The sequence below is a fragment of the Flavobacterium algoriphilum genome (assembly GCF_048158655.1).
Classification (GTDB): domain Bacteria; phylum Bacteroidota; class Bacteroidia; order Flavobacteriales; family Flavobacteriaceae; genus Flavobacterium; species Flavobacterium algoriphilum.
In genome coordinates, this window is sequence record NZ_JBLNKY010000001.1 from 1,091,322 (window position 1) to 1,111,731 (window position 20,410).

Here is a 20,410-nt window from a genome sequence, read left to right on the forward strand (position 1 = left end):
TAACAAATTGTTACAGATTTTAGAAAAAAAAAGCAATAATTACATTACTAAGTCTGTTTTATAGATTTGAAAACGATAGTTTTTGAATTTTATTTTGACAGAGTGGCGAGTTACAAGAAACTTTAAAATTTATTTTTCACCACATTATAATCAATAAAATAGCGAAGACTAATTGAAAAAATATTGGTTAGGTTACTATCGAAAACATTTTTGAAATTTGTTGATAACTCTTTTTGAACATTTCGAGTACTTTCGAGTGCGTAGTTGCGGTATAAAATTGAGATTTCACTACCTGGGGCAAACCACCAAGAATACGATAAATCAAAATTCCAGGAATTAAAATTCCTGTTTTTATTTAATGAATATGTATTATTTTGGACCAAATAACCATTATCCTGTAAAGTAAGGAATCCATGATTTTCAGAATAAGACCAGTAATAACGAGCCGTTAAGTTGAGCGTCATTTTATTGTTTATGGCATATTTTCCAGTAAGGTCATTTTGTACTATTTCTCTGTTGCGCTCCGCAAAAATGATTCCCGTGTTGTTTTGGTCTACCCAACCTCTATCACTTGCTTTTCGAGTATATTGGATGCCATGTCCTATTGAAAGTTTATCGTTGAATCTGTATTTGACACCACCATTTAACAGATAAGTTGCTCTCTGATTTTCATCAAATTTAGTTATTGATGTTTCGAGTTCATAAGTAAATGGTTTGTTTTGATCACTAACAAATGCAACATATCCCAAAACACTTTTAGGAATATACACATATCTTCCCACTTCTCGAGGTTCATAAAAATCATATCTATTGAAAGGGTTTATTCTTAAAAATAATTCAAAATAATTATTTTTTAAGGTTGTTGACTTTATTTGGGTAATAGAATAGGCTTCCTGTGTTTTTCCCGTTGTATTTTGGGTTTCTAAACTTAATTCTTGATAAACTTTAAAGGTGTTAAATTTATTTGTTGGATTCAATATTCTATAACTCCCATTTGCAGCAATGCTGTTATAATTCGTGTAAAAAATGATTCCAAGGTCATTTATATCATAATTTTTAGAAATGTATTTTCCCGAAAGTGCATATCTATATTTTCCACTTGTTTTTGCGAAATTTAATTCTGTTTTAAAGCCATCGTAATCTTCAATGGTATTGATAGAGCTGTACTTGAAATCACCATATAAATTATAGGTGTTTGGTTTTGTTTTCAAATCAAATAATGCTGCTGAAACATTAGCATCTCTAAAGCCACCATTACGAGTTGTATTTGTATTTATAAATGAAACGGACGAATTTTGATTAAAACGTTGGTCTAGTACCAATACGTTATAATTTGTAAGAGGTTCTATAACTTCTTTTCTAGTTTCATTCGTATCATTATCACGAATAGTAGCGTACGTTTTTTTTGTGACAGCATTCAAAAGACCAATTCCTAAACCTTTTTCTGTTCGTCCAGAAATTTTTACTGCATTTAGTAAATTAACAGTACTTGGGTAAGTTATGATTTCTTCATTAGCATCAATTGTGGGTTCTGTACTTGGAGCCCCACCAATTCTTCTGGAATAAAATAATCCTCCTTTATTGAATAAATCGGTACCTTCTGTAAAAAAAGGTCGGTTTTCATCTAGCTTTTGTTCAAAGGGTTCAAGGTTTAAAATAGCATTGTCAAATTTTGTTTGACCAAAGTCAGGTACTAAAATGGCATCCAATGTAAAGGAATCGTTGATGCCGTATTTTATATCTAAACCAGCTTTAAGCGTTTTATCTGAACCTAAATCATTTTGCTGATAGTATGTTGAGGTATAGGGTATAAAAAAAAGTCGGGTAGGCGTTTTTATATTTTCAATTCCTTCGAGTATCCCTGCTTGTGGAATTACAGCACCAATTTTTGTGTCCACTCGATTCCAAGTGTATTTTTGATTGTATCGTTTTATTTCACGCATAAAATTCAGCCCCCAAGTTTGTTTTTGTGCATTTGAAAACCGTAACGCTGCATAAGGGATTTTCATTTCTACTACCCAGCCAAAATCGGTTATGGTTGCTTTGCTATCCCAAATAGCGTCCCATGTGAAATCTTCATTGTCTTCTATTGCTAAACAATCCATTTGAACACCTGCTGAACTCACAAAAAAGCGAAAATCTTGTTGTCCGTCATTAAATCCGTTGATACTAACAGAAAAGTTATCCGAAACCCCAAAGACATCACGGTTTGTAATTTCTTTTTTTATTTTATCAGGTTCATCATCATACAACAAAGCAGCAATATAAATGGCATTGTTGTCATATAGCACTTTAATTTCTGTTTTCTTTTTAGAACTTATAGGTCTTCCATTATCAGGTTCAAACATTATAAAATCGGTAGCAACGGATTCTGTAGCCCAAACTTCCTCGTTAATTTTGCCATCAATAGTGATATTTTCTGTAGTGGATTTTGCTGAAAGCACCTTTTTTTGGCTATTGGCATGGAAACTAAAGAATAGTAAAAAAATTAGTGCTGTAGAGTGAAATTTGGACATAAATTGTGAGTGTATCAAAACAAAAATAACAAAATTAACATAGTAAGTGATTTTTTTAGGAACTTTTACTCAATATTCCTCTGTCTTATCCGTTGTAATTGAACTAAAGTTTTGTTAAATTATTTTCAATTGCTATTTTTTGACGTACGTTTGCAATCCCAAATTAATCTATAACTTAAAGAGAATCAATGATTTATAAGACATTTCCTGCTATTTTGTTTATGCTGCTTTCGTTCTCACCAAGTAAAGCAAGTTTTTCTGAGTCCAAGACTGTTAAGTCTGTCGTTTATGCCAAAAATGTAAAATCTAGCGTTGACGCTAAAATTGAAATGGCCTACAATAATTTACATTCCAATGAATTTGTTCTGCCTAAATTAGAAAGTTTTTCAGAAGCTTTAAAAGGGTATTATTTGTTAAAAGATAAAGGTTTAATCCAGAAGGATATTTTAACCTTAGTCGATTTTAGTTTGTCATCCAACACTAAAAGACTTTGGGTAATTAATTTGACAACAGGTGAAATCTTGTTCCATACTCTTGTTGCACATGGAAGAAATACTGGAGATGAATTTGCTTCTGCTTTTTCAAATTCAGCTGAATCTTATAAAAGTAGTTTAGGTTTTTATGCAACAGGTGAAATTTATAGCGGTAAACACGGAATGTCACTAAAATTAGATGGCTTAGAAAAAGGTGTTAATGACAATGCAAGAGCAAGAGGTGTAGTTATGCATGCAGCAGAATATGTTTCTAATTCATTTATAAAAAACAATCATAGATTAGGAAGAAGCCAAGGCTGTCCAGCTGTACCAGTAGAATTCTCAGAAGAAATTATCAGCACAATAAAAAATAAATCGTGTTTGTTTATTTATCACCCTTCAAGAGCTTCTAAATTGGTTTCAGTGTCAGTTTCTTAATTTGTTATACAAATTGGCATCAAGATTATAAATATCATCTCTGAAGATCAATTTATTATTCTCACTCCAAGCTGTCCAATACAATAAATGAAAGGAAATATCTTCTTTTATTTTGACAAATTTTGTTCTTTCGTTTTGTAATATGGCTGTGATTTTTTCCAGATCCCAATTGACAGGGTCGTTCAGTAAATATTCTGTTAATTCCAGAGGATTGTCAACTCTGACGCAACCGGAACTCAACGAGCGATCTATTTTGTCAAAATAATCCCTGTGGTTTGTATCATGTAAATAAACAGAGAAGCGATTTGGGAAAATAATTTTCACCATACCCAGCGAGTTAAAAGTTCCCGGACTTTGAACATAGCGATACGTTTCGGCTTGTGATAATTGCCACTCATAAGGATCTACTATTCTCCCATTATCATCATATACTTTAATGTTTGAATTTGTTAAATAGCTTCGGCTTTTTAAAATTGCCGGAATAACATCTTCTCTCAAAATAGTTGGCGGAACTGTCCAAGTTGGATTAAAAACGACCTGAGTTAATTTTGAACTTAGGATTGGTGTTTTTCTTTTTGCTCTTCCTACGATTACTCGATGTGTTCTCAATGTATCCTTGTCCTTAACTAATGTCAATTTATAGTCTGGGATATTAATGATTACGTATTCTTTTCCCATATCTTTTGGATACCATTTCCAGCGCTCGAGATTAGCAATAATTTGATGGATCCGTTGTTGTTTTGAAAAATTGAGTGAAGCAATTGTTACTTCTCTAATAACTTCGTCAGTAGCTAAACCATGTCGAGTTTGAAATCTTTTTATTGCCTTTAAAGTTTCTTCGTCATAAACGGGTGTTAAACTATCATTAAGCTGTAAATCTTTCCAATAAATCAATCTTTTTTTGATATCAATTAGGGAAGGATTAGTATCATTTGGAGAAATGTTTCCTGTAATTTTTAAGTTTTTAAAATTTTCTTTGGGGAAGGTATTAATGAGTTGAAGTGCTTTTTTTAATTTCTTGTAAACAAGATGATTGGGTTTCAATTGTTCGATTTTATAGAGTAACGAATCGGTTCTTAATAATTGGGCAACCGTTTCATTTAGATCAATGTGGTTTTCTTTTAACTCCCAGTTTTTATATAATTTTCTTGGGTCTAATGTTCCGTTAGTTAAATGTGAAATGTATTTTTGTAAACTAGAAGTCAATAAAATGTCATATTTAGCTATATCCACAGAGTCTAGAGTCACTAAATCTTTTTCGAAATTACTTAATACCTTTACTTTGTAATCTTCCGGATTTAATCCCTCTTCATCAGATGTAAGGAGTTCCTTTAAAATTATATTTCTCTTCTTGTCAGATTGCCAAACGGTTCTATATTCAGTAGATTTATAGAAATCAGTGAGTATTTTGTTATTAATGGAAATTAGTAAAGCAGAGTCAATTTTAATTGATTTACCTTCAGGTTGAACACGGGGTTTTGAAGCCTCTTTTTCTAAGACCACTTCGCTTTTTAGTTCTTGTTTTTTACAACTAATCACGATGCATAACAACAGTATTAGAAATAATTTATTCACAATTCATTTTTTTAAACATGATAACGTGTTCTCCAACTCCTTTTATTTCAAAAGGCGATCCTTTTACTTGATATCCCATTTTTTCATAGAAACGAATCGCTTCTTTTCTGGCATTGAACCAAATTAAATTTACGTTTTGGTCGGAACAATGTTTCTCGGAATTGCAAATGAGTTTTTTGCCAAAACCTTTTTTCTGATACTCTTTCAAAACGGCCATTCCCCGAATTTGAAACTGTTTTTCTGCAGTAAATAAATCATTTTTTGCTTCGAATATTGAAATAACACCAATCAAATTGTTTTGGTCAAGCAAACCAAAATGTATAGTAGCTTTTAAATTGTCTCCATCAAAATGACAACTATCTATCGATTTGTTGGCTCGAAGGACAGGATGTCTTACTGGAAATGTCTCCAATGCGGAGATTTGTTTGATGTTTTGCATTTTTTTTTAAATATTTTTTTCGGCTTAATAAAGGTATAATATTTTCATAATAAATTCTTTATGATTTACAGATGCTTTTTTAAAAAGGATTGTGAGGAGAAGTTTGTTATTTTTCAGAAAAAAAACTTGCATTGAAGCAGAATTATTATTTATATTTGCACCGTTGTTAATGCGAAAGTAGCTCAGTTGGTAGAGCTCCAGCCTTCCAAGCTGGTTGTCGCGAGTTCGAGCCTCGTCTTTCGCTCTAAAACCTCAAATTTTGGTTTGAGGTTTTTTATTTAAATTTTGTCATGCGAAAGTAGCTCAGTTGGTAGAGCTCCAGCCTTCCAAGCTGGTTGTCGCGAGTTCGAGCCTCGTCTTTCGCTCTTCAAAGCCGAAACTTAATTGTTTCGGCTTTTTTATTTAGTATCAATTCGTTTTCTATATTATTTTATAAAACTCAAATCACTTCCGCTTTCTAATTCCTCAGGAGCGTGGTTTTGTCTAAAAAGTCTGGCGGATAAATTGCCTCCTAAAGTTGTTTTGTCGCCTTGAACATCTAACCAGCTTCCTTCTCGTAATCCTAGAACAGGAATAGTATTAAAAGCATGAAATTCTTTGATTCGTGTTTCTCGCGTTTCACCCATATGTGTCGATTGTTCATCAGCATCTAAATAATGCGGATTCAAATTAAAAGGAATTAATCCCAATGTTTGAAAACTCGGCGGATAAACAATAGGCATGTCATTAGTGGTTTGCATCGTCAGTCCACAAATATTACTTCCGGCACTTGTTCCTAAATAAGGAGTCCCTTTTTTAACGGTATCAGCAAGAACGATCATGATTTTGTTTTTATACAATTGTGAAACCAGTAAAAAAGTATTGCCGCCACCAGTAAAAATTCCTTCTGCATTTTGCACTGCTTCAGCTGCATCCTCAAATTCATGAATTCCTTTTACGGTTTTGTTTATTTTGGCAAAAGCCAACGCAACTTTACAAGTGTATTCTTCATGTGAAATACCGCCTGAACGAGCATAAGGGATAAAAAGTATCGTTTTACAATTTAGAAAATGTAAACTTAATTTAGGTAATAAATAGTCTAGATAGTCCCCGTCATGAAGGGTGGATGTACTGGCGATAAGTATGTTTTTCATTGCGTTTCTTCTGGTAAAAAATAGTTTGTGTTAAAGGTATAAATTGTCTATTCTAAAGTTGTGTTTTGCGGTTTTTAATTAACATATTTTTACCAACTCATTAGTAATTAATTTTGAAGAGAGTAAGATACTTTTACAAGATATCAATAATCGAAATTTGATTATCAACTGATGAGTAGAGTTGTTTGCCTTTTTTTTATTTTAGTTGCTTCTAAAGCTTTCGCGCAAGGACCTATTCCAGTTAAACTAAACGGAAAAGTAATTGCAGAGATGTCAGATCTTGAAGGTATTTATGTTATTAATTTAAAAACTGAAAAAGCGACAATTACTGAAAAATCCGGTTATTTTTCGATATCAGCTGTTGTAGGAGACATACTTATGTTTTCGGTAGTGCAGTTTAAAGAACTCCGAATTGTCTTGACCCAAAAACATTTTGAAAATGATTTTCTTTTTGTGAAAATGGAACCGATCATGAATGTATTAAAAGAAGTTGTCGTTAGAAGAGGATATGATAATATCAATGCAGTTTCGCTGGGTATAATTCCAAAAGGTCAAAAATCCTATACAGAGGCGGAACGCAAATTATATACCGCAACAGATCTTAATGCATCAGCAAGTTTGTCAGGAATGGCGGGTGGTTCAGTTTCGGCAGATCCTTTACTCAATTTTATTTCTGGAAGAACGGGTATGCTAAAAAAAACAATTGGAAGTGGAGAGAAAAGAGTCTTATTTAAAACAACTGGAGCGACTGTTTGATGTGGATCATTTTATAAATAAATTAAAAATTCCTTCTGAATATGTAAAAGGATTCGAATATTTTGCTGTTGAAAATAGTAAATTCACAAAAATTTTGGATTCAAAGAATGTAACGACAATTGAATTTTTATTAGGCGAATTAGCCACAAAATATAACGAAATAATAACCAGTGAAATTAAATAAGATACTACTGCTCATTTTATTTTTTATAGTTACGATCACCTTTGGTCAAACTAGTGTTAAAAAAGAAATTCGAGGGAAAATCTCTGCTGATACAATTGGTGTTGAAGGAATAAATATTGTTAATTTATATACTGAAAATGCTACTGTAACGGATAAAAATGGCTCTTTTTTACTATTTGTAAAAGAAGGGGATGTTTTGGTTTTTTCTGCTGTAAATCTTGTAACTTTACATAAGAGAATAAGTAAACAGGACTTAGTGCAGGATATCATTAAGATTCAAATGACTCCTAAAAGCATTGAACTTAAAGAAGTTGTTGTCAATGAAAATTCACAAATAACCGCTGAGAACCTTGGGATTATTCCTTACGGTCAAAAAAAATATACACCAGCAGAGCGGAAATTATATACTGCAACTTCCGGTGGTGGAATCGATGGATTGCTAAATACGATTTCGGGTCGTAAAGCAATGCTTAAAAAAGAAATAGTGGTAGAGAATAAAGAACAATCACTAAATAGACTTGCGCCGCTTTTTCAAGATAAATATTATACAGAAACCTTAAAAATTGCTGCTGATTACATCAAAGATTTTCAATATTATTGTGTTGATGATGACAATTTTACTGCGGCATTGAAATATAGAAACAAAACATTAATTGCATTTTTGATTGTTGGATTGTCTGAAAAATATAATAAAATAATTACAAATGAAAAATAAAATCGTAATACTGGTTTTGTGTTTGTGTTGTCAATTTTGTTTTAGTCAATTGATAAGAAAAACGTTATATGGTCAAGTGGTAAATGATTCAATTAAGTTAGAAAATGGGATTGTTTTTAACGTGAATTCTAGGAATGGAACTGTAATAAACCAAAAAGGGTTTTTTAGTATTTTGGCAAAAGCCAAAGACACATTGGTTTTTTCTGGCTTAGCCTTTAAATCCAAGAAAATAGTTATTACTGAAAAAGAAATGTCAACTCCATTATTAAGAGTGAAATTGAATGCGTTTGTCAATCTGTTACCGGAACTATTGGTTTCCGGAAAGAAAAACCTAAACCCAATTTCAGAGAATACACAAAAGTATGTTGATAAGCTGTATTTTGACGACGAGAAGTCTTCCCCAAAAAACAGTACCATGCCATCTGACGGAAGTATTGAATACGGCATGAATTTTGTTAGAATTTACAAAGATGTATTGAAGATTTTAAGAAAGAACAATCCTGAAAGAACTGATTTCACAACCGAAAAAAGTTTTACGGAGCTAACAATGAATAAAGTTGGCTATTCCTTTTTTACCAATACATTGAAGTTAAATGATGATGAAATAGGTCTTTTTCTTATTTTTTGTGAAAATGATTCTAAATCAAAAGCATTTATGAATTCAGACAATGAATTCCAATTTATGGATTTTCTCGTTACAAAAAATAAAGAATTTAAAAGAATTACTACTTTTGAAAAATGAAATCGCCATATTCCAAAAGATAAATAAGATTGAAGAAAGGCGATACCATAATTCCGATAAAAACAAATAGAATCTTCGCATGAAAAAAACAATCGTATATACTTTCATTGGAATTTTATTCCTGAGTTTAACCGCCTTTAATGTTCATAAATTTTATATAGCAGTATACCAGGTAAATTATACTCCTGAAAAGAAAATGCTCCAAATTACATCTCGGATTTTTGTTGATGATTTGAATAAAGCGTTAGAAAAAAAATATAATAAAAAACTGTATTTAGGATCTGAAAAAGAATCACCCGAAGAAATACTTTTGGTTAAGAAGTATTTTTTGGAGAAATTTTCTGTAAAAGTTAATGGGCAAATAAAAACTGTTAATTTTTTAAGTAAAGAGCTTGATGGCGATATTCTTATTTGTTATTGTAATGTAAAGGAAATCAACAAGATTAATTCGATAGAAATTTTTAATTCAATTTTGATAGATTGGAATGATGAACAGCAAAATATCACTCATGTGACCGTGTTGGGAGATAAAGAGAGTATTCTTTTTACCGATTCTAATAGAAGTGAAATGTTAAAATATTAATAGAATGTATAAAATTTGTTAAAAAATTATTATTTTCACGCTCTAAAATAATTTGCATTCCACACATGAAAAAAATCACTTTATTATTTCTTTTTCCAGTAATTCTATTTGCTCAAGAAAAAACCACTACGGTAACCCCAAAACAATCAGAAAAGTACGATACGAACAAGTTTAGCCAAATGTACGATTTATTAGCAACACCTAATATGTTTCGTACAGCATCTGGAGCTCCAGGGCCGGCTTATTATCAGCAACAAGCTGATTATAAAATAGACGTAGAGCTAGATGATAAGAATGCGAAGTTGAGCGGATCTGAAACGGTAACATATTATAATAATTCCCCGGACAGTTTAGAATATTTATGGGTACAATTAGATCAAAATCAGGCTGCAAAAAACTCACAATCACCTTTAGCTGAAAATGAGAAGATTGAGCAAGTATTACCTGCTGAAAAGTTTGCCAATCGATATTTGAAGAAAGGATTGGAACGTGGATTTAACATTGAATATGTAAAAGATGCAAAAGGAACCTCTTTATCATATATCATCAATCAAACCATGATGCGTATTAATCTGGTTACTCCTCTTAAACCAGGTGAAAAATTTATATTTTCTACTAAATGGTGGTACAATATCAATAACTACATTCAAGATGGTGGACGCTCCGGTTACGAACCATTCGAAAAAGAAGGAAACAAATTGTATGTGATTGCTCAGTTTTATCCTAGAATGGCAGTTTATAATGATGTAGAAGGTTGGCAAAATATGCAATTTTGGGGAGGTGGAGAATTTGCTTTACCTTTTGGAAATTTTGATGTAAATGTTACAGTTCCTGCGGACCATGTTATGGATGCAACAGGAGAGCTGATGAATAGAAGCGAAGTATTTACAGCTGCTCAGGTAAAAAGATATGAACTGGCTCAAAAATCATTTGATAAGCCAGTTGTTATTGTAACTCAAGCTGAGGCTGAAGTTACAGAAAAAGGATTTTCTAATAAGAAAAAAACCTGGAAATTTAGCGCTAAAAATGTCAGAGATTTTGGTATAGCCACTTCAAGAAAGTTTATTTACGATGCTATGGCCGTACAATTGAGTACTAAAGTTGTAATGGCTGAATCATTATATCCTAAAGAAGCGAATCCGCTTTGGGGTGAAACTTCTACAAGAACGGTTGCGCATACTTTAAAAAGCTATTCTTCGCATACTTTTGATTATCCTTATCCAAAAGCAGTGTCAGTTTCGGCAGAAGATCAAGGAATGGAATATCCTATGATTTGTTGGAATTTTGGTCGTCCAGACGAAAATGGAGTGACTAGCGAGCGTACTAAAAATGGAATGATGGGAGTAGTGATTCATGAAGTTGGTCACAATTTCTTTCCTATGATTGTTAATTCAGACGAACGTCAGTGGACTTGGATGGATGAAGGATTGAACTCGTTTATGCAATATATGGCAGAACAGGAATTAGGAACTAATTTTCCTTCTAATCGTGGAATTCCAAGTAAAATTGTTCCTTATATGAGTGGAGATCAAAAATTCTTGGAGCCTATTATGTCTAATTCAGAGAATATAATTCAATTTGGTAATAATGCTTACGGGAAACCGGCAGCTGGACTTAACATTTTGAGAGAAACCATTATGGGAAGAGAGTTATTCGATTATGCTTTCAAAGTATATGCAAATAGATGGAAATTCAAACATCCTACACCAGAAGATTTTTTTAGAACAATGGAAGATGCTTCGGCAGTAGATTTAGATTGGTTCTTCAGAGGTTGGTTTTACTCTACTGATTTCGTTGATATTGGTATCAATGAAGTAAAACAATATTATGTTTCTGAAACTCCATCGGCAGATTTAAAAGATGTCAAAGTGAGAAAAGGACGTTTTGGTTTGGATAAAGGTCCATTTGTATATTTAGTTTCAGATAAAAACACTGAATTAAAAGTATCAGATAAGAAAGCTTTGAAGATAGAAGAAGTAAAATTGCTTTCAGAATATGTAGACCAAAAATTTACGCCAGAAGAACGCTCCACTCTAAAAACACCTAAATATTTCTACGAAGTTGAATTTAATAAACCCGGAGGAATGCTGATGCCTATTATTGTTGAAATTACTTATGAAGATGGCACAGTTGAAAATTTCAAATATCCAGCTCAAATTTGGAGAAAAAATAATGATACCGCCAAAAAAGTATATTCCACTGAAAAAGCAATTAAAAAAATTCAGATTGATCCAAAGCTTGAAACCGCTGATGTAGATATAACCAATAATAGTTGGCCAAAAACAGAAGTGAAATCAAAATTTGATTAATCAATTGAAATAAAAGCAAAAAGACTCCAAATGGAGTCTTTTTTTATGAAAAAATTAAAATACTGCGATTCAAAATTTGATATATTTGTATCCAAGAAAAATCTAAAATTATGTTTGGTATAGGTGGAGGTGAATTAATTTTTATAATGTTTATTGTACTCATGCTTTTTGGCTCAGATAAAGTGCCTGAAATAGCGCGTACTATGGGAAAAGCGATGGCGCAAATAAAAAATGCAACTAACGATATAAAAAGTGAAATTCAAAAAGGAGCAGATGCTAATGGTTTTGATACAAAATCATTGAGCGATATAAGAGGGAGTATTACAGCAGAAATCAATAAAGCCAAAGATAATCTATTAGGAGATACAAGCTCGTTGACCGATATGACCAGTAATATAACGTCAGAAATCAATAAGGTCAAAGACAATCTTTTGAGCGAAACAACAACTCAAGTAGAACCAACAAAAGAAGAAATTGACGATAGTACAGGACCGATAAAACGTCAAATGTAATGTTGGAAAAAATACTGTCTCTTGATACTGAGTTATTTATTTTTCTTAACGGTCTGGGTTCTGAAACCTATGATGGATTATGGCTATTTATTACCAAACAAAGCAATTGGATTCCATTATTTTTACTGTTAGCATACGTGCTTTATAAAAAATTAGGAGCAAAACAAACGCTGTACATCCTTTTGTTTATAGCTGTTTTGTTGACAATTACCGACCAGACAGCTAATTTGTTCAAAAATGGATTTCAAAGATTACGACCGTGTAATAATCCAGAAATAAATTCATTTATACGCGTGGTTCAATTTCGTAATTCCTTTAGCTTTTTCTCTGGACATGCGGTAAATTCTATGGGAGTAGCTACTTTTTTATTTTTCAATTTTAAACACAAAATCAAATACTTCGGCTTTCTGTTTTTATGGCCGTTAATATTTGCCTACAGCCGCATCTATCTAGGTTTGCATTATCCATTAGATATTCTTACGGGGTATTTGGTTGGATTTATTTTTGGATTCTTCATGTTTAAGATATACAGAGCAGCACAATTAAAATATTTTCCTAGAACAGATAAGTAGTCACTTTTGGAGCTGTTTCTATCTTTATCCGCTGAAAAAGCGGATAAAAAAAATTTTCGTTCCAAATGAAATTCACTGAATCCCTATAAAAAGTAAAATAATCGGGAAATAATCAGGGCTTGGGTATTTGTTTCCAAAAAGTATAAATTTTTTTAATTGGCACTATTTGAATGGAGCATTGTGCGCCAAGTTATAGCACCCGGCTCACTGTCAATCCATCGCGAATAGGCAATAAAACCGTTTCTACTCGGGGATCATTTGCTAGCAATTTGTTGTATTCCAATAATACTTTTGTACTCAAATCTTTAGAATTTAACGGTTCTAGAACTTTACCACTCCACAAGACATTATCCGATAAGATAATTCCGCCTTTATTCATTTTTGGAACAATCAATTCAAAATAGTTGAGGTAGTTTTCTTTATCGGCATCAATGAAAACCAAATCAAATTTCATGTCAACCGTTGGAATGATATCCGTTGCTTCTCCTAAATGTTGGAAAATTTGCTTTGCCCAAGGTGATTTATCAAAATGTTTTCGCTGAAAATCAACTAGCTCTTCTTTAATGTCAATTGTATGTAGGGTGCCGTTTTCCTGCATTCCTTCACACAAACACAAAGCAGAATAACCAGTGTAAGTCCCAATTTCAAGAATATTCACAGGCCGAATCAATTTGGATAACATACTCAAAACCCGACCTTGAAAATGACCACTCAACATTCTTGGTAATAAGATTTTTTGATAGGTTTCTTTGTTTAAAGCAGCCAATAATTGTGGCTCTTTTTCAGAATGTTGTTCTATGTAATCTTCTAATTCTTGGGAAATGAAATGCATTTTTTATTTTTTTTTCAATAGAACGCAAAGTTATCAAATTATCAAATCAACAAATCAACAAATTGTCATTAAATTTGCAGCATGCAAATCGATAAAAAAGACATACGAGCCTTATCAAAAGAACAATTACGTGATTTTTTTGTGGCTAATAACGACAAAGCCTTTCGTGGAAATCAAGTTTATGAATGGTTGTGGAGTAAAGGAGCGCACAGTTTTGAGGATATGACCAATGTTTCTAAAGGAACTCGGACTATGCTTGAAGCTAACTTCGTTATCAATCATATCAAAGTAGATACGATGCAGCGCAGTGAAGATGGAACAGTGAAAAATGCGGTTCGGTTACATGACGGTTTGGTAGTAGAATCTGTTTTGATTCCAACAAATACGCGAACAACAGCTTGTGTTTCCAGCCAAGTGGGTTGTAGTTTGGATTGTAATTTTTGCGCGACAGCGCGATTAAAAAGAATGCGAAATCTGGAACCTGCAGAAATTTATGATCAGGTTATCGCTATCGATAAAGAAAGCCGTTTGTATTACAATCATCCGTTATCCAATATTGTTTTTATGGGAATGGGAGAGCCGCTTATGAATTACAATAATGTGTTGAAGGCAATCGAAATGATTACTTCTCCAGAAGGTTTGGGAATGTCTCCCAAACGTATTATGGTTTCAACTTCGGGAGTTCCTAAAATGATCAAAAAACTAGCAGATGATGAAGTGAAATTTAAGTTGGCTGTTTCCTTACATTCTGCAATTGATGAAATTCGTTCTAGAATCATGCCTTTCAGTGAAAATTTTCCTTTGGCAGATTTACGGGAATCATTGGAATATTGGTACAGAAAAACTAAAAGTAAAATCTCATACGAATATGTGGTTTGGAAAGACATCAATGATAATAAAGCTTCGATTGATGCCTTAGTGAAATTCTGTAAATATGTTCCTTGTAAAGTTAATTTGATAGAGTACAATCCAATCGATGATGGAGAATTCCAACAAGCTTCCGAAGAATCTATTAATGCCTATATAAAAGCACTTGAAGCTAATGGTATTGTTGTTAAAGTACGCCGAAGCCGTGGAAAAGATATTGATGCTGCCTGTGGACAACTGGCAAATAAAGAAGCATAAAAAAGGAGTTCAATTTTGAACTCCTTTTTTGTATTATAATTGGGAAGTCTTTTAATTACCTAAAGTAATTTGTGTTGCTGTACCACCATCAATGGATAGCATGGCTAAATTATCACAATCACCTGTTCCGTAATCGATCGTTGCGTAGTGTGAATTTTTTGAAAGTTTCACAATTCCAGATACAGGAAATGGCATAGGGACGGACATTAAACTACAAGCTATTTTATGAACTAATGGAGTCGTTAATTCTATTAACGAAGTAAAATTAGTCCCATTTGGATGTGTTGTTGTAAATGTTCCGTAAGTTTTATATACATCATCCGTTGGACTTAAACGGGTTGTAAACCCAGCAGTCATTTCTCTTATGCGATCTCCATTACGGGTATAAACTCCAGTTGTACTGGTTAGTTTCATATCAGTCATGGTAAATGTGGTTTTAGGATGTAAGTTTTCCCCACTACCTAGCATTTCTCTTTTCCAAGTTGATGTTCCTTCTAGTTTGTTATCATTAAAGTGAAAATTATTATAGGTAACGGTCATGGTTTTAGGAAAGGTGGTTCCAATAGTTCGGGTTAAAATAATTTGTCCTTTTAGGGAATGGCCTCTAAAGACGCAAGGTGAAACTGCAGTTCCAAAAGTAATAGTTATGACTCTAACAGAAACGGTTGAGCCTAAATCACTAATTGTAGCGCAGCTTGGCAGAATTGAATAATAATTCCCATAACTTTTTCCAGTTGTGGAGCCTTCACTTACTTCATATTGATTATCAGCAATAAGAGAAACATCATCAATGGCATCATCCATTTTCTGAGTTGCGGCGACATCATTGCTGGTAACAGCTTCTTTAGTTGTAGAATTAGAGTCTTGCGAACAGCTTGTGAATGCAAGAATACTCAAAATCATTCCAAATAATAAAATTTTCTTTTTCATAATAAATAGGTTTTGGTTAAAGCTTTGATTTGTAAAAGCATAAAAGGTTTAAATGGGGGATAAATAAGATATAAAAATACAAAAAATCATCTAGATAATTATCGTTTCATAAGTTTAGTTCTATAAGAGCGCTATTCATACTTTTGTAAATGTTTAATGTGTAGTTACTCTCTAAATTTTAATTGTCATAATTATTATGTTTTCTCACGAAACCGAACTAAAATTCAAATTAATTTAAAATAGAAATTGAGTAAAAAAAACATATAACTACAGGAAATAGATAGAGATTTTTATTTAAAATAGTATATTTGAAATCTAATGAATGTCACCTCTAAAATAAAACAGCCCATTTTCAATGAAATGGAACTTTTTGAAAAAAAGTTCTACGAATCGATGACCTCAAATGTGGCTTTGTTAAATAGAATTACCTATTATATCGTAAACAGAAAAGGAAAACAAATGCGTCCCATGTTTGTTTTTCTAACTGCCAAAATGGTTTCGGAAGGTATTGTAAACGAAAGAACTTATCGAGGAGCTTGTGTTATTGAGCTTATTCATACTGCTACATTAGTTCATGATGATGTTGTTGATGACAGCAATCGAAGAAGAGGTTTTTTCTCTATCAATGCACTTTGGAAAAACAAAATTGCAGTTCTAGTTGGGGATTATTTGTTATCCAAAGGATTGTTACTTTCAATTGATAATGGTGATTTCGATTTACTTCGAATTATTTCTGTCGCCGTTCGCGAAATGAGTGAAGGCGAGTTACTCCAAATAGAAAAAGCCCGAAGACTTGACATCACAGAAGATATTTACTACGAAATCATTCGAAAAAAAACAGCCACACTCATTGCTGCCTGTTGCGCGCTTGGTGCAAAATCAGTTATTGAAGATGAAGTGCAGGTGGAAAACATGCGAAAATTTGGAGAACTCATTGGAATGGCTTTTCAAATAAAAGATGATTTGTTCGATTATACAGATGATGCCATTGGTAAACCAACAGGCATTGACATCAAAGAACAGAAAATGACTTTGCCTCTTATTCATGTTTTGAATTCGTGTACTTCCAAAGAAAAAAGTTGGTTGATTAACTCCATTAAAAACCATAATAAAGATAAAAAACGCGTCAAAGAAGTCATTGCTTTTGTGAAAAACAATAACGGGTTGCTTTATGCAGAACAAAAAATGGTAGAATTCCAGCAAGAAGCACTTCTGCTTCTAGATAATTATCCTGATTCGGAGTTTAAAGATGCGTTGATTTTGATGGTGAATTATGTTATTGAAAGAAAAAAATAGTCTTGTTTTGTCATTCCGATTAAGGATGAATCTCACTTTTCTTGTTTTAAATTTTTGAGATTTATTTTTTAAAATTATTTTTTTTAATCTTCACGCAACCTTTTTGCAATCCATCTCGTCTAGCTAATAGAAGTAATTTATTAGTATCAGGAATCTAATATTTGAATCTGCAATCAAGAAATGAAAGTAATCTGCTTAGTTGGTAAAGCCTGTTAATAATTTAGTTAAAAATGTAAGGCCTATACATTAGGAAGAAATATTTTTATACTTGTACCTTCAATTTTATTTGAAATAATTGTAAAAACTCCATTTGATTTTTCAATAATATTTTTACTTAAAAAAAGACCGAGCCCTAATCCTTGTTGTTCTCTTGCTTCTCTATTGAATTGTTGAGTTACTCCTATTTTTTTTAATTCTTGTTCGCTAAATCCAATTCCAAAATCTCTTATGATTAGTTCATAATATTCATCATTTAAGCGTTTGCCAGATATGATTATGGCTTTATTATCTGGAGAAAACTTCAACGCATTGTCGATTAATTCAAAAAGGATAAAAGACAAGTTTTTGTTACTTATTTTTATTCGCCCTTCTTCGACTTCAAAATGGATTGTTTTTTCTTTATTTTTATAAATTTGAAAAATTTTTGTTTTTGTATCAATGAATGTTTTTAATATTTCGGTACTTGAAGTATCGTTAAAATCAATCGTATTGTTTTTTGTATTTTCATAAAGAATTAGGTTTTGGATGGTTCTATTCAATCGTTCTCCTGATGTTTTAATTGAGTCATAAAATTCTAAAATTTCTTTTTTATCAAGGATTTCTTCATTCTCTATTAGAAGGTCAATCGACCCTAAAATTCCATAGAGAGGCGTATTAATTTCATGTACAAAATATTTTTTTTTGCCTATATATAAATTATTTTGAACATTCTTTATTTTTTCAAAACGTTCTATTTTGGTTTGTATTACAGTTATTAGTTCTTTTATTTTAAATGGTTTGGATACAAAGCCGTCAACGCCATCCAGAAGGCATTTCATTATCAGATCAGTTTCTTTTTTGGCAGTCAAAAAAATAAAAGGTATTGGATTTAAAGATTCAGTTTCTTTAATTATTTCATGCAATGTGTTTCCATCCATCACCGGCATCATTATATCACATATAATTAAGTCTGGTATCCAGTATTCTAATAAATTTAAGGCTTCTTGACCGTTAGAAGCAGTTTTGACGTCATAATTTTGATAAGTAAGGAGTTCCTTTATAGTTTCTCTTAAATTCAATTCGTCATCTACTAAGAGAATTTTATTTTTGTTCATAAAGAAAAAATATTTTTATTATAAAGGTTTATCTATTTTATAGTTAGATTCTTCTGCTTAAAAAAAAATCTATAAATTTTTTGTAATTGCTGAAAATAGACCTTAACTCAATTAACGTTTTTGGATTTAAAGCCTTTATTAAAAAGGATAAAGAATTATTGATTTTATTTTCTGGAATTCCAATTCCGAAATCGATTACTTGTATTTCAATTTCTTTGTCTGAAAAGGAGTTGTTAAAAGGGCTTATTTCCTTTGTAATAATCGATAGAATCTTTTACGATATGGAGAATATAACATCCATCCATTCCATAATTTACACCAAATACTGTAATACATTATTTTGGGTAACTTCAATATCAATGAAAAATTACCAGTAAAATTTTTCATTGTTTGGAGCGATACCTTATAAAAGAATTGCTAATCTTTTATAAATATGTTAAATGGTTTTTATTTAATTTGACAATTTTACTTAGATTAGTTTATAAAAGTATTTTAATTAAAATAGTATACTTGTTTAATTACTGATAGTTTAAAATAAAAGCGGTTTGATTAAAATAGAAATTGTTAATTTAGTAAAATGGAAAAGTACAAATTAAAAATAGTTTTAATTGAAGATGATTTGGCTTTAGGAAGCGTTATTTTGGAGTTATTGATTCTAAGTGATTTCGAGGTGAATTGGCTAAAAGATGGAGCTGAAGGTCTCAAGTATTTAGAAAAAAACATACCAGATGTAATTATAAGTGATTTAATGATGCCAATTATGGGTGGAGGAGAATTATTTTTAAAAATTAGAAAAAATATTAAATTTAAAACCATTCCGTTTATTGTAATTACTGCAAATATGGATGATGAAATAAAATTTAAACAGTTAGAAAATGGAGTCAATGATTTTATAATGAAGCCATTTAACGTAAAGGAATTGATATATAAAATTAAAAATGTAATTGAACTTAAAAAAAGTATAGAAAAAAAACATACTCCTGATCCCTTTTCAAAGGTTACCATTAAATTATCCGAAAAAGATTTCTTAACCTCATTAAATGAAATTCTTGTAAAACACCTAAAAATAAAGATTGACATGAACGAATTGTCTAGTCAGCTTTTTATAAGTAAATCAACATTAGATAAAAGAGTCAGAAAACTTACAAATAAAAATGCCAGTCAATATATTAGAGAGTTTAAATTAGATTATGCGATTGAACTTATTCATTTAGGAGAAAAAAATATTCAATACCTCGTTGATCAAACCGGATTTAGTTCGTTTTCTTATTTTTCTACAAGCTTCAAATTCTATCTTAATGTTACTCCTAGGGATTATATAAAATTAATCCAAAATGAAAATTAATCCTTTTTGTGCCTATTGTAAATATTTACTTCAATAATCATCCCTTATTAAAAGTAATTTTTTTAATCTATAAAATTAATAGAGGCAAACACTTTTAAAAGAGTGTTTTTTTTATTATTTTAAATTATAAGTTTATTTTTTTAAATTATTCTTAAAAATTTATTAAATCTAAATAGATAACCTATTTTTCTTTAGAATTAATAAAATTATTTAAAAAGAAAAATAAAATAATGAGAATTAGACCCTCTGAATCTGTTTGGGATGAATTAAATGAATTATTGTCAGATAGTAAGAAGGTATTATTGGAAAACGATTTACACATAGTTGCATTGTTTATTGTTGGGATCGGATTAATTTCGATTATTTCTATTTGTATATTAAATATTTGTTTTTAAAAGAAGAATTGCCTCTAAATCCTTTGTTTTAGGATTTTTAAGTTGTTTTTTTTTTAAAATATTTCTAACTGAATAAATTTCTAGTAAAATATAAAGTATTAGTATTTTTTTTAAAGCTATAAGCTAAAAAAGAATTAAATATAAATTGATAATATATTTTTACAGAATGATTTGGGTTCTTCTTACCTAGCAGCTTGCTTAGATGTTTATTGGGGGCAATAAATTAT

The 20,410-nt window shown here is 31.3% G+C and carries 18 protein-coding genes and 2 tRNA genes; 13 read left to right on the forward strand and 7 right to left on the reverse strand.

The window, feature by feature from the left end; all coding sequences use genetic code 11:
• Positions 1–122: 122 nt before the first annotated feature.
• Positions 123–2,516, reverse strand: coding sequence for a DUF5916 domain-containing protein (locus ACM55G_RS04665; protein ID WP_416842740.1), 2,394 nt, complete (start codon positions 2,514–2,516; stop codon positions 123–125).
• Positions 2,517–2,704: 188 nt separating this feature from the next.
• On the opposite strand from ACM55G_RS04665, the gene ACM55G_RS04670 reads away from it, so the two are divergent.
• Entirely contained in the window at positions 2,705–3,427 is a 723-nt protein-coding gene (locus ACM55G_RS04670) for a murein L,D-transpeptidase catalytic domain family protein (protein ID WP_416842741.1), read from the forward strand.
• Here the strand turns inward: ACM55G_RS04670 and ACM55G_RS04675 are convergent.
• Together ACM55G_RS04675 and ACM55G_RS04680 are read right to left on the reverse strand one after the other, a co-directional pair.
• On the reverse strand, positions 3,416–5,002 hold the full coding sequence (locus ACM55G_RS04675) for a L,D-transpeptidase family protein (RefSeq protein ID WP_416842742.1): 1,587 nt from the start codon (positions 5,000–5,002) through the stop codon (positions 3,416–3,418). The two genes, ACM55G_RS04670 and ACM55G_RS04675, sit on opposite strands and share 12 nt — an antisense overlap.
• Positions 4,995–5,441, reverse strand: coding sequence for a GNAT family N-acetyltransferase (locus ACM55G_RS04680; protein WP_416842743.1), 447 nt, complete (start codon positions 5,439–5,441; stop codon positions 4,995–4,997). The genes ACM55G_RS04675 and ACM55G_RS04680 overlap by 8 nt, the downstream gene beginning before the upstream one ends.
• 171 nt (positions 5,442–5,612) lie before the next feature.
• On the opposite strand from ACM55G_RS04680, the gene ACM55G_RS04685 reads away from it, so the two are divergent.
• Positions 5,613–5,685, forward strand: a tRNA-Gly gene (locus tag ACM55G_RS04685).
• A 48-nt stretch (positions 5,686–5,733) separates the two neighbouring features.
• Positions 5,734–5,806 (forward strand) — tRNA-Gly (locus ACM55G_RS04690).
• A 60-nt stretch (positions 5,807–5,866) separates the two neighbouring features.
• On the opposite strand, the gene pepE is transcribed toward ACM55G_RS04690, so the two are convergent.
• Entirely contained in the window at positions 5,867–6,574 is a 708-nt protein-coding gene (pepE, locus tag ACM55G_RS04695) for a dipeptidase PepE (RefSeq protein WP_416842744.1), read from the reverse strand.
• Between the two features lie 171 nt (positions 6,575–6,745).
• Here pepE and ACM55G_RS04700 point away from each other — a divergent pair, with 171 nt between their 5' ends.
• From ACM55G_RS04700 to ACM55G_RS04730, 7 genes are all read left to right on the forward strand, one after another.
• Positions 6,746–7,330, forward strand: a complete 585-nt coding sequence (locus ACM55G_RS04700) for a hypothetical protein (RefSeq protein WP_416842745.1) — start codon at positions 6,746–6,748, stop codon at positions 7,328–7,330.
• Positions 7,331–7,500: 170 nt separating this feature from the next.
• Complete coding sequence (locus tag ACM55G_RS04705) at positions 7,501–8,229, forward strand: carboxypeptidase-like regulatory domain-containing protein (protein ID WP_416842746.1); 729 nt, start codon at positions 7,501–7,503, stop codon at positions 8,227–8,229.
• Entirely contained in the window at positions 8,219–8,971 is a 753-nt protein-coding gene (locus tag ACM55G_RS04710; RefSeq protein WP_416842747.1) for a peptidase associated/transthyretin-like domain-containing protein, read from the forward strand. The genes ACM55G_RS04705 and ACM55G_RS04710 overlap by 11 nt, the downstream gene beginning before the upstream one ends.
• Positions 8,972–9,050: 79 nt before the next feature.
• On the forward strand, positions 9,051–9,554 hold the full coding sequence (locus ACM55G_RS04715; RefSeq protein WP_416842748.1) for a DUF6702 family protein: 504 nt from the start codon (positions 9,051–9,053) through the stop codon (positions 9,552–9,554).
• A gap of 65 nt (positions 9,555–9,619) precedes the next feature.
• Positions 9,620–11,863: a M1 family metallopeptidase gene (locus tag ACM55G_RS04720; protein ID WP_416842749.1), complete on the forward strand. Its 2,244-nt coding sequence runs from the start codon at positions 9,620–9,622 to the stop codon at positions 11,861–11,863.
• Positions 11,864–11,973: 110 nt separating this feature from the next.
• The gene (locus tag ACM55G_RS04725) at positions 11,974–12,375 is read left to right on the forward strand and encodes a Sec-independent protein translocase subunit TatA/TatB (RefSeq protein WP_416842750.1); all 402 of its coding nucleotides are present in this window, start codon (positions 11,974–11,976) and stop codon (positions 12,373–12,375) included.
• Positions 12,375–12,947 carry a phosphatase PAP2 family protein gene (locus ACM55G_RS04730; RefSeq protein ID WP_416842751.1) on the forward strand — a complete coding sequence of 191 codons (573 nt, stop codon included), beginning with the start codon at positions 12,375–12,377 and terminating at the stop codon, positions 12,945–12,947. The genes ACM55G_RS04725 and ACM55G_RS04730 overlap by 1 nt, the downstream gene beginning before the upstream one ends.
• Before the next feature lie 190 nt (positions 12,948–13,137).
• Here the strand turns inward: ACM55G_RS04730 and ACM55G_RS04735 are convergent, their stop codons facing one another.
• Positions 13,138–13,779, reverse strand: a complete 642-nt coding sequence (locus tag ACM55G_RS04735) for an O-methyltransferase (RefSeq protein ID WP_416842752.1) — start codon at positions 13,777–13,779, stop codon at positions 13,138–13,140.
• 81 nt (positions 13,780–13,860) lie between these two features.
• Between ACM55G_RS04735 and rlmN the strand changes: the two genes are divergently transcribed.
• Positions 13,861–14,904 carry a dual-specificity RNA methyltransferase RlmN gene (rlmN, locus tag ACM55G_RS04740; protein ID WP_416842753.1) on the forward strand — a complete coding sequence of 348 codons (1,044 nt, stop codon included), beginning with the start codon at positions 13,861–13,863 and terminating at the stop codon, positions 14,902–14,904.
• Positions 14,905–14,955: 51 nt separating this feature from the next.
• On the opposite strand, the gene ACM55G_RS04745 is transcribed toward rlmN, so the two are convergent.
• Positions 14,956–15,834, reverse strand: a complete 879-nt coding sequence (locus ACM55G_RS04745) for a hypothetical protein (RefSeq protein WP_416842754.1) — start codon at positions 15,832–15,834, stop codon at positions 14,956–14,958.
• Between the two features lie 318 nt (positions 15,835–16,152).
• Here ACM55G_RS04745 and ACM55G_RS04750 point away from each other — a divergent pair, with 318 nt between their 5' ends.
• Entirely contained in the window at positions 16,153–17,130 is a 978-nt protein-coding gene (locus ACM55G_RS04750) for a polyprenyl synthetase family protein (protein WP_416842755.1), read from the forward strand.
• 239 nt (positions 17,131–17,369) lie between these two features.
• On the opposite strand, the gene ACM55G_RS04755 is transcribed toward ACM55G_RS04750, so the two are convergent.
• Positions 17,370–18,443: an ATP-binding response regulator gene (locus tag ACM55G_RS04755; RefSeq protein ID WP_416842756.1), complete on the reverse strand. Its 1,074-nt coding sequence runs from the start codon at positions 18,441–18,443 to the stop codon at positions 17,370–17,372.
• A 577-nt stretch (positions 18,444–19,020) separates the two neighbouring features.
• Here ACM55G_RS04755 and ACM55G_RS04760 point away from each other — a divergent pair.
• On the forward strand, positions 19,021–19,788 hold the full coding sequence (locus ACM55G_RS04760) for a response regulator (RefSeq protein WP_416842757.1): 768 nt from the start codon (positions 19,021–19,023) through the stop codon (positions 19,786–19,788).
• Positions 19,789–20,410: the final 622 nt, after the last annotated feature.